Annotated in this window: 9 protein-coding genes and 1 pseudogene; 3 read left to right on the forward strand and 7 right to left on the reverse strand. The window is 64.0% G+C overall.

All coding sequences use genetic code 11. The features are described from left to right. Window positions 1-8 precede the first annotated feature (8 nt). Window positions 9-1056, forward strand: a pseudogene (locus ABIE53_RS15720) (adenosine deaminase). Between the two features lie 112 nt (window positions 1057-1168). Next, complete coding sequence (gene guaD, locus ABIE53_RS15725) at window positions 1169-2536, forward strand: guanine deaminase (RefSeq protein ID WP_006050213.1); 1368 nt, start codon at window positions 1169-1171, stop codon at window positions 2534-2536. A 36-nt stretch (window positions 2537-2572) separates the two neighbouring features. Here guaD and ABIE53_RS15730 read toward each other — a convergent pair whose 3' ends face one another. After that, on the reverse strand, window positions 2573-3805 hold the full coding sequence (locus ABIE53_RS15730) for an NAD(P)/FAD-dependent oxidoreductase (protein ID WP_192698761.1): 1233 nt from the start codon (window positions 3803-3805) through the stop codon (window positions 2573-2575). Between the two features lie 120 nt (window positions 3806-3925). Here ABIE53_RS15730 and ABIE53_RS15735 point away from each other — a divergent pair, with 120 nt between their 5' ends. Then, a complete protein-coding gene (locus tag ABIE53_RS15735; RefSeq protein ID WP_192698760.1) occupies window positions 3926-4654 on the forward strand; it encodes a class I SAM-dependent methyltransferase in 729 nt (242 codons plus the stop codon). A 43-nt stretch (window positions 4655-4697) separates the two neighbouring features. Here ABIE53_RS15735 and ABIE53_RS15740 read toward each other — a convergent pair whose 3' ends face one another. From ABIE53_RS15740 to ABIE53_RS15765, 6 genes are all read right to left on the reverse strand, one after another. Continuing rightward, complete coding sequence (locus tag ABIE53_RS15740; protein WP_006050210.1) at window positions 4698-5141, reverse strand: excinuclease ABC subunit A; 444 nt, start codon at window positions 5139-5141, stop codon at window positions 4698-4700. Window positions 5142-5213: 72 nt separating this feature from the next. Next, on the reverse strand, window positions 5214-5639 hold the full coding sequence (locus tag ABIE53_RS15745; protein WP_044021313.1) for a hypothetical protein: 426 nt from the start codon (window positions 5637-5639) through the stop codon (window positions 5214-5216). Window positions 5640-5694: 55 nt separating this feature from the next. Next, complete coding sequence (locus ABIE53_RS15750; protein ID WP_006050208.1) at window positions 5695-6948, reverse strand: beta-ketoacyl-[acyl-carrier-protein] synthase family protein; 1254 nt, start codon at window positions 6946-6948, stop codon at window positions 5695-5697. Then, on the reverse strand, window positions 6945-8171 hold the full coding sequence (locus ABIE53_RS15755) for a beta-ketoacyl-ACP synthase (protein ID WP_175130874.1): 1227 nt from the start codon (window positions 8169-8171) through the stop codon (window positions 6945-6947). Before ABIE53_RS15755 ends, ABIE53_RS15750 begins: the two co-directional genes overlap by 4 nt. Continuing rightward, window positions 8171-8896: a 3-ketoacyl-ACP reductase FabG2 gene (locus ABIE53_RS15760; RefSeq protein ID WP_006050206.1), complete on the reverse strand. Its 726-nt coding sequence runs from the start codon at window positions 8894-8896 to the stop codon at window positions 8171-8173. Before ABIE53_RS15760 ends, ABIE53_RS15755 begins: the two co-directional genes overlap by 1 nt. Further along, window positions 8893-9378: a hotdog family protein gene (locus ABIE53_RS15765; protein ID WP_114156735.1), complete on the reverse strand. Its 486-nt coding sequence runs from the start codon at window positions 9376-9378 to the stop codon at window positions 8893-8895. The genes ABIE53_RS15760 and ABIE53_RS15765 overlap by 4 nt, the downstream gene beginning before the upstream one ends. Window positions 9379-9382: the final 4 nt, after the last annotated feature.

The following is a 9382-nucleotide window of genomic DNA, read 5'->3' on the forward strand; positions in this document are numbered from 1 at the left end:
GACCGACCATGAATAGAACAAGCCCTGCCACTCTCGTTGAAAAAACCCTGCTCGCGCCGAAGGCCGAGTTGCATATCCACATTGAAGGCTCGCTCGAACCCGAACTGATTTTCGCGCTCGCGAAGCGCAACGGCGTGAAGCTCGCGTACGACTCGATTGAAGCGCTGCGCGCGGCGTATGCGTTCACCGACCTGCAATCGTTCCTCGACATCTATTACGCCGGCGCGAGCGTGCTGCTGCACGAGCAGGACTTTTACGACATGACGATGGCGTACGTCGAGCGCTGCCTCGCCGACAACGTGATTCACAGCGAAATCTTTTTCGATCCGCAGACGCATACCGAGCGCGGCGTGCCGATCGCGACGGTCGTGGCCGGCATCGAACGCGCGCTCGCCGACGCGCAACAGCGCGGCATGACGAGCAAGCTGATTCTGTGCTTCCTGCGGCATCTATCCGAGGAAGACGCGCTCGCCACGTTCGAGGAAGCGCGGCCTTTGTTCGAGCAGTACAAGCATCGCCTGATCGGCGTGGGACTCGATTCGTCGGAGCGCGGCCATCCGCCGTCGAAGTTCGAGCGTGTGTTCGCAAAGGCGCGTGAACTTGGGCTCAAGCTCGTCGCGCATGCGGGCGAGGAAGGACCCGCCGTCGTACATCTATGAAGCGCTCGATCTGCTCAAGGTCGACCGTGTCGATCACGGCGTGCGCAGCATCGAAGACCCGGCGCTCGTCGCGCGTCTTGCCGACACGCGCGTCGCGTTGACGGTGTGTCCGTTGTCGAATCTCAAGCTCTGTGTGTTCGACGATCTCACCAAACATACGCTGAAGGATTTGCTCGATCGCGGCGTCGCGGTCACGGTGAATTCGGACGACCCCGCGTATTTCGGCGGCTACGTGAACGCGAACTACGCGGCCACCATCGACGCGTTGAAGCTCGACGACAGCCACGTCTACACGATTATCCGCAACGGCTTCGAGGCGTCGTTCGTGACGCCCGACGAACGCGCCGAACTGATCGCGAAGCTCGACGCGTACTGGAATCAAAACGGCCCGCATTAAAGGCACTTAAAAAGGCACTAAAGCCGATAAAGGGCCGATGTATCGCAGCGCGCGCGGCGTCAATCAAGCGCCGCACACGCTGCTTAGCTTTCATTTCGGAGACGGTTTTCCCATGACTCATTCTGCACAGGCGCCGGCGCAATCGGCATTTCGCGCGCAATTGCTGACCTTTAACGGCGATCCGTCGCGCTCGCCCGATGCGGCGGTCTTCCATGAGGACGGCCTGCTGATCGTCGAAGACGGCCATGTCGTCGCGGCGGGCGCGTATGCCGCGCTCGCGTCGCAACTCGCGCCGGGCGCGTCCGTGCAGGACATGCGCGACAAACTCATCGTGCCGGGCTTCATCGACACGCACATTCACTATCCGCAGACCGACATGATCGCGTCGCCCGCGTCGGGTTTGTTGCCGTGGCTCGACACGTACACGTTTCCGACCGAGCGCCGTTTCACCGACGAAGCCTACGCACGCGACACCGCGGCCTTCTTCCTCGAGGAACTGCTGGCTTGCGGCACGACGACCGCGCTCGTGTATTGCACGGTGCATAAGCAATCCGCCGACGCGTTGTTCGCCGAGAGCGAGGCTCGCAATCTGCGCATGGTCGCGGGCAAGGTGCTGATGGATCGCAACTGCCCGGAGTTTCTGCGCGACACTGCGCAATCCGGTTATGACGACAGCGCCGAACTGATCGGCCGCTGGCACAACCGCGGCCGACAGATGTATGCGCTCACGCCGCGTTTCGCGCCGACTTCGACGGAAGCGCAACTCGAAGCGTGTGGCGTGCTCGCGCGCGAACATGCGGATGTGTTCGTGCAGAGCCACGTCGCGGAAAATCTGGATGAAGTGAAGTGGGTCAATAGCCTCTTTCCGGGCCACCGCAGCTATCTGGACATCTACGATCACTACGGTCTGCTGCGCCGCCGCGCGGTGTACGGCCATTGCATTCACTTCGACGCGGAAGACCGCAAACGCATGGCGCAAACCGGCACGGTCGCGTCGCATTGCCCGACGTCGAACCTCTTTCTCGGCAGCGGTCTATTCGATTTCGACAAGGCCGACGAAGCCGGCATGCCCGTTGCGCTCGCAACGGACGTCGGCGGCGGCACGTCGTTTTCCATGCTCCAAACGATGAACGAAGCGCACAAGGTTGCACGCTTGACCGGACATCATCTGACGGCCACGCGGATGTTTTATCTCGCGACCGCGGGCGCCGCACAAGCGCTCGATCTCGCGGATAAAGTCGGCACGTTGAAGCCGAAGTCCGAAGCGGACTTCGTCGTGCTCGATCCGCAAGCGACGCCGCTGCTGGCGCGCCGCACGGCGCGCACCGAATCGCTCGAAGAGTTGCTGTTCGCGTTCGCGCTGCTCGGCGACGACCGCGCTGTCTATGAAACGTATGCGGCGGGCAAGCGCGTGCATCGCCGCGACGATGTGCGCGAGCATGCGCCTCGCGTGGCGCACATGGCACCGGTTGTGGCCTGACGAAGCGCGACAGCTACAGTAAAAGCTAACGCCCAATCAACGCTGCGTGCACACCTCGTGCAACGCGTTGAGCCTGCGCACCGGATCGGCGACATACGGGTTCGATTCGTCCCATGCGTAGCCCGCGAGCACCGAGCTGATCATGCGGCGAATCGACGGCGTCTGGTCCGGATAGAAAATGATGTCCTGCAGTTCGCCCCTATACCAGCGCTCGACAAACGCGCGGAACGTGTCGATGCCCTTGCGCAAAGGCACATCGTATTGCGCGGACCAGTCGACCTGCTCGCCGTCCAGTTGACGGTTCAAGGTCTGCACCGCGAGATGCGCCGAGCGCAGCGCGATCGTCACGCCGGATGAAAACACCGGATCGAGAAACTCGCCCGCGTTGCCGAGCAGCGCATAGCCGGGCCCATGCAAGCGCTCGACATTCGCCGAGTACCCGCCGATGTGACGCACCGGCATCAGGAACGGCGCATCGCCGATCAGCCGGTTGAACGTCGGCTCCTTCTGGATCAGCGCGCGCAGCATCGCCTCGCGTTCGTTTTCCGGCACGTCGAGAAAACTCGACTCCGCGACGCAGCCCACCGACGACCGTCCGCCCGCGAGCGGAATCATCCAGAACCACACGTCGCGACGCTCGGGGTGCGTGGCCACGCATATCTTGTTGCGATCATGCGCGCCGGCCGGCAGACCGTCGTACACATGCGAGAACAGCGCCGCGCGCGTCGGCATGCGCGTGGGCGCTTCGAGATTGAGTAGACGCGGCAGCACGCGGCCAAAGCCGCTGGCGTCGAACACGAAGCGCGCTTCGATCTGATACGCATGACCGGCCTCGTCGGTCACGTCGACGCGCGGCGCAACGCTGTCCGTATGAACCGCCTGCACCGTGTGGCCGAAGCGCACGTCGGCGCCCTGCGCGGCCGCGCAGCGAATCAGGATGTCGTCGAACGCCGCGCGCTCGACCTGATACGTCGTGCCCCATCCCGCCGAATGCTTGTCGCGGAAATCGAACGACGACGACCGGTCGCGATACACAAACTGTGCGCCGTTCTTGTACTGGAACCCTGCTTCGACCACCGCTTGCAGCATGCCCGCTTCCTCGAGATAAGCCATGCTTTGCGGCAACAGGCTCTCTCCAATCGAAAAGCGCGGGAAGTGCTGACGCTCCAGCACGAGCACCGAGCGGCCCGCCTTGCGCAGCAACGCCGCGGCAACTGCCCCGGCCGGCCCTGCGCCGATGATGACGACATCGGCCGCCGTATGCTTCATGACATGTGTACTCAAGTTTGCCTCAATCGTTTGCTTGCTCGACGCAGCATTACGCTGCATCCTTACGCCTTGTTACATTGCATCTCTAACAGAAAGAACCGTTTTTCCGGGGAGCCCAGCGTGCCGCCGTCTCATCCATCCACCGTGCCCTTCGTGCCGGAAACCGCATTCGGAATCTGGTTCCTGCGCACGCATACGTGGGAACACCACGTGCTGCGTGTCGCGATCAACGACCTCAAGCGTCTGATCGACACACCGTTGCCCGCGGCGCCCGTCATCGTCGACGTGGGCTGCGGACAAGGCATTTCGTTTCGTCTGCTCGCGGATGCGTTCAAGCCGCGCCGCATTGTCGGCATCGACTATCACGAGCCGTCTCTCGCGCTCGCCGCGAATGCGGCTCAAGCCTGCCGCGATAAAGTCGCCGACATCGAGCTGCTGCACGGCGACTGCGCCGAATTGCCGCTGCCCGATGCAAGCGCCGACATCGTGTTCTGCCATCAGACTTTCCATCATCTCGTCGAGCAGGACCGCGCGCTCGCCGAGTTCCGCCGCGTGCTGAAGCCAGGCGGCGTACTGCTGTTCGCCGAATCCACCGACGCGTACATCAGATCGTGGGTGATCCGGCTATTGTTTCGCCATCCTATGCAGGTGCAAAAAAGCGCGGATGGCTATCTCGACATGATCCGTCGCGGCGGCTTCAGCTTTACCGAACGCAACGTCTCGCTGCCCTACCTCTGGTGGAGCCGCGCCAAAGACTTCGGTCTGCTGGAACGGCTCGGCCTTTACCGTCCGCAACCCGGCAAGCGCCGCGAGACGCTCGTCAATGTCGCGGCGGTCAAGGCCGATTGAATCAGGTGCTCCGCAGCCCGCTTATTTGGCTTACTTAGCCTGCTTACTTACGCAGCGTGACGACATCGCCCTTCAGCGCGACGCCGGCAATCACGGCGCCCGCGCCGCAGGTGAACTCGGTCGCGCTCTCGCGCACTTCGTTCTTGTAGTTGCTCTTGATGTTGATGACCGCGTTGCCGCCTTCCTTGCGCGCGCGGTCCTGCAACTCGATCACCGCCGACAGGAACACATGCTGGCACGCGTCGGTATCGCTCTTGCCGAACGCGTTGGTCTTCTTGTTGGTGGCGAACTCGCCGATCTTCTTCGCGACGGCCGGATGCCGCTGGCCCGCGAAATACAATGCGATGTCGTCGCTGACCTTGCCCGGCTCGCTGTGCAACGCCGGTTCGATCGGATAGTTTTCCACCGTGTCGCGTGCGAAAGCCGGTGCAGCGCTCAGCATGGTGAACGAAGCGGCGAGTGTGACAGACATCAGATGGCGTTTCATTGATACTCCTTTGCTGGTTGTTATCCGTTTTACGATTGACGTATCTACTATTGCCTCACGAGCGAGCGCGCCTTAGTTCGCCTCGAGCACGACGAGCCTGCCGCTCACTGCAATCGCCGCGGCGCTCTGACTTACGCCGCAGGTGAACTCGCGCGACGAATTGCTCTCGCTGCTGTGAAAGCGCGTCTTGATGTCGATCACCGCATTCGCGCTGCGTTCGCGTGCCGCCGCGCGCAGCTTGCCGATGGCTTCGGTAAGCGCGTCGCGGCATGCGTCGTCGGCATCGGCGACCTTGCGCGCAATGCGCACCGAGTACGAAACGTCGCCGAGGTCGCGCTTCACCGCCGGATGATTCTGCTCGCCGAAATACACCGGCACGGCGCCGCGCGATTCGCCGCCCGCAGCCGCGAGCGGCAGCGATTTGACTTGCGTCGCGCAGCCCGTCAGCGCTGCGGCTGCCATCGTCAATGTGCCCAGCATGAGCGCTGCTTTCACCATTCTCTTCGTTGCTTTTGTCATTCTTATTACCCTCGTTTTTAAAATCGCGGCCGTTTCAGCCGCCCCGCCACGCCTCGAACATCAAGCTCGCGCAACTGCCGCCAAATCCGAACGAGACCGACATCGCCGTATCGATGCGCGCGTCGCGCGTCTCGCGCACGAGCGGCATGCCGTCGATTGCCGGCTCCGCGCTTTCAATCCCCGCGCTTTCGATCCCCGTTGTCCCCGCGATGAAACCGTCGCGCATCATCAGCAGCGTGTAGATCGCCTCGTGCGCGCCGCAAGCGCCAAGCGGATGCCCGGTCATGCCCTTCGTCGACGAAAACGCGGGTATGCCTCGCTCCGAAGCCGCGCCGAACACTTGCGTCAACGCGCGCAATTCCTCGACGTCGCCAAGCGGCGTGGATGGTGCGTGCGTGTTGATGTAATCCGGTGCCTTGCCCGCTTCGTTCAGCGCGCCGCGCATCGCCCTCGCGATGCCCGCCGCGCGCGGCGTGACCATGCCGGCGTCGGTGCAATCACCGAATCCCGTCAGCTCCGCGTAGATGCGTGCGCCGCGCGCCAACGCGTGATCCAGCGCCTCCAGCACGAGCACGCCGCCGCCCGACGCGATCACGAAGCCGTCGCGCTCGCTGTCATAAGGACGCGACGCACGCTGCGGCGTATCGTTGAAGCGGCGCGACAGCGCGCCCATCGCGTCGAACATCAGCGTCATGTTGTCGTGCAACGACTCGCTGCCGCCCGCGAGCACGATCTGCTGACGGCCGGTCTGGATCAGTTGCATTGCCTGGCCGATCGCGAGCGCGGACGTCGTGCACGCCGACGACGGCGAATAGCTGACGCCTTCGAGCCCGAACACCTGCGCGACATTCGCCGACGCGGTGCTGCTCATTGCATGCGGCACCGTATAGGGCGGCACTTTTTCGACGCCGCGCGTGTTCGCAACGGCCATCGCCGCGTCGTAACTCGACATGGTGCCGACGCCCGAGCCGATCACCGTGCCCGCGTGCGGCGAGCGCAGCATGGCGGCGTCGAGGCCGGCGTCGTGAATCGCTTTCTTCGCGGCGTGACACGCGAAACGCGCGGTATCGCCCATGAAGCGCTCGAGCTTGCGCTCGAACGGCGGCTCGCTATCGACCGATGCGACGCCCGCGACCTGCGAGCCGAAACCGCGCTCGCGCCATGCGTCGATCCGCTCGATGCGCGACGTGCCTGCACGCAACGCGGCCGACACTTCGTCGAGCGTATTGCCGAGGCACGACACGATGCCCATGCCCGTGACCACGACGCGTTGCAGCTTCACACTCATCGAACGCGCCTGAAGATCAGCGACGTATTGATGCCGCCGAACGCGAAGTTGTTGCTCATCACGAGTTCGGCGTCGATCTCGCGGCCCGTGCCAACGATGTAGTCGAGCGGCGCGCAAGCCGGATCGACATTGTTCAGGTTCAGCGTGGGCGCGTACCAGTTGCGCTTCATCATCTCGATGGTCCACCACGCCTCGAGCGCGCCGCACGCGCCGAGCGTATGCCCGACATAGCTCTTGAGCGAACTGATCGGCATGCGTTCGCCGAAGGTCTGAAGGGTCGCGTGGCTTTCGGCGACATCGCCGCGATCCGTCGACGTGCCGTGCGCGTTCACATACCCGATTGCGTCGGGCGGAAGCTGCGCGTCGTTCAGCGCGAGCTGCATTGCGAGCGCCATCGTTTCCGCGGTCGGCTGCGTCATGTGTGCGCCGTCCGAATTGCAGCCGAAGCCGACAATCTCGGCGTGAATCCGCGCGCCGCGCGCCACCGCGTGTTCGTATTCCTCCAGCACGAGCGTGGCCGCGCCTTCGCCGACCACGAGGCCGTCGCGTGCGGCATCGAAAGGACGCGGCGTGAGATGCGGCTCGTCGTTGCGCGTGCTCGTTGCGTACAAGGTGTCGAACACGGCGACGGCGGGCCCCGACAATTCTTCGGCGCCGCCCGCGAGCATCAGCGTCTGCTTGCCCGTCTGAATCGCTTCATACGCGTAGCCGATCGCCTGGCTGCCCGACGCGCACGCGCACGAGGTCGGAATGATGCGCCCCTTGAGGTCCCAGAACAGGCTCACGTTGACGGCCGTGGTGTGCGGCATCATCTGCACGTAGCTGTTCGATGTGACGTCGCTCATCGAGCCGGTTTCAAGCATCGTGCCGAACGCGCGGATCGGCTGCACCGAACCCGACGACGAACCGTAGGCGACGCCCATGCGGCCGTCCTTGATGCTGGCGTCGTCGGCGAGGCCCGCATCGGCGAGCGCGAGTTCGCTTGCGCGCACCGAATACAGCGACACAGGGCCCATCGAACGCGTTTTCTTGCGCGGATAATGCGCGGGCGCGACGAAGCCCGGCAACGGACACGCGAGCCGCGTATGCAGCGATTCGAAGTAGTCCCACTCGGGCATGCGCCGCACGGCATTCACGCCGCTTTTCAGGCGCGCTTCGATGGCGTCCCAACTATCGCCGAGCGCGGTGACGCCGCCCATGCCGGTAATGACGACTCGCTTCATCAGATCATCCCGCCGTTGACGCCGATCACCTGGCGCGTGACATACGAGGCCGCATCCGACATCAGGAAGCTGACCACCGACGCGACTTCCGCAGGCTGCCCGACGCGGTTCATCGGCACCGTCTTCAGCGCGTGTTCGAGCTGCATCTCTTCGAGCATGCCGGTTTCGATCAGACCGGGCGCCACGCAATTGACAGTGATGTTGCGCGTCGCCAGTTCGACCGCGAGCGCCTTGGTCGCGCCGATCAGACCCGCCTTCGCCGCGCTGTAGTTCACCTGGCCGCGATTGCCCATCACGCCCGACACCGACGCGATCGTCACGATGCGACCGCCCTTGCGCGCGCGGACCATCGGCATCGTCAACGGATGCACGACGTTGTAGAACGAGTCGAGGCCGGTTTCGATCACGATGTCCCAGTCTTCGTCGCTGAGCGCGGGAAACGCGGCGTCGCGCGTCACGCCGGCGCTGCATACGATGCCGTAGTACGGGCCATGCGCCGCGACATCGGCTTCGAGCACTTCGCGGCATACCGCGCGCTCGCGCACGTCGAACTGCAGCACGCGCGCGGTGCCGCCCTGCGCGGCGATGCCCGTTGCGACCGCTTCGGCCTCGGTGCGTCCGGTCCGGCAATGCACGGACACCGCGAAGCCGTCGGCGGCCAACTGGTACGCAATCGCGCGGCCAATGCCGCGGCTTGCGCCGGTAACGAGAACACGCCGGCTCATGAACTGAAACTCCCCTCAATGAATGACTGAAAATCGGCTGGCTGAAACACCTTGATCACGGCTTCGGCGCAGCACACGTCGCCGTCTTGAATCGTGCATTCGTACGCACCGTGGCCTTCCTCGCTGCGCAGCAGTTCCGTTGCGTGAACCAGCAGTTGTGCGCCGCCTGCGAAGCTCGGCTGCAACGCCTTGTAGCTGCGTGAACCGAGCAGCACGCCGGGCCGCGCACGGCCGCCGCCTCGCATGGCCAGCAGCGCGACATGCGCGGCAATGGTCTGCGCCATCAGTTCGATGCCGATCCACGCGGGCATCGCGCCTTGCGCGTCGGCGTACCATGCGTCGGCGTGAACGGTCGCGCGCGCGGTCAGCGTCTCTTCGCTGAACGCGTCCACGCCGTTGATCAGCAGCATGGTGCCGCGATGCGGGATGATCGCTTCGATCGGTTGCTGCAGCAGTTCGTCGATAGTTCGCGTGTCGTTCATCGCG

The organism is Paraburkholderia sp. OAS925, assembly GCF_040543975.1.
Lineage (GTDB): Bacteria > Pseudomonadota > Gammaproteobacteria > Burkholderiales > Burkholderiaceae > Paraburkholderia > Paraburkholderia graminis.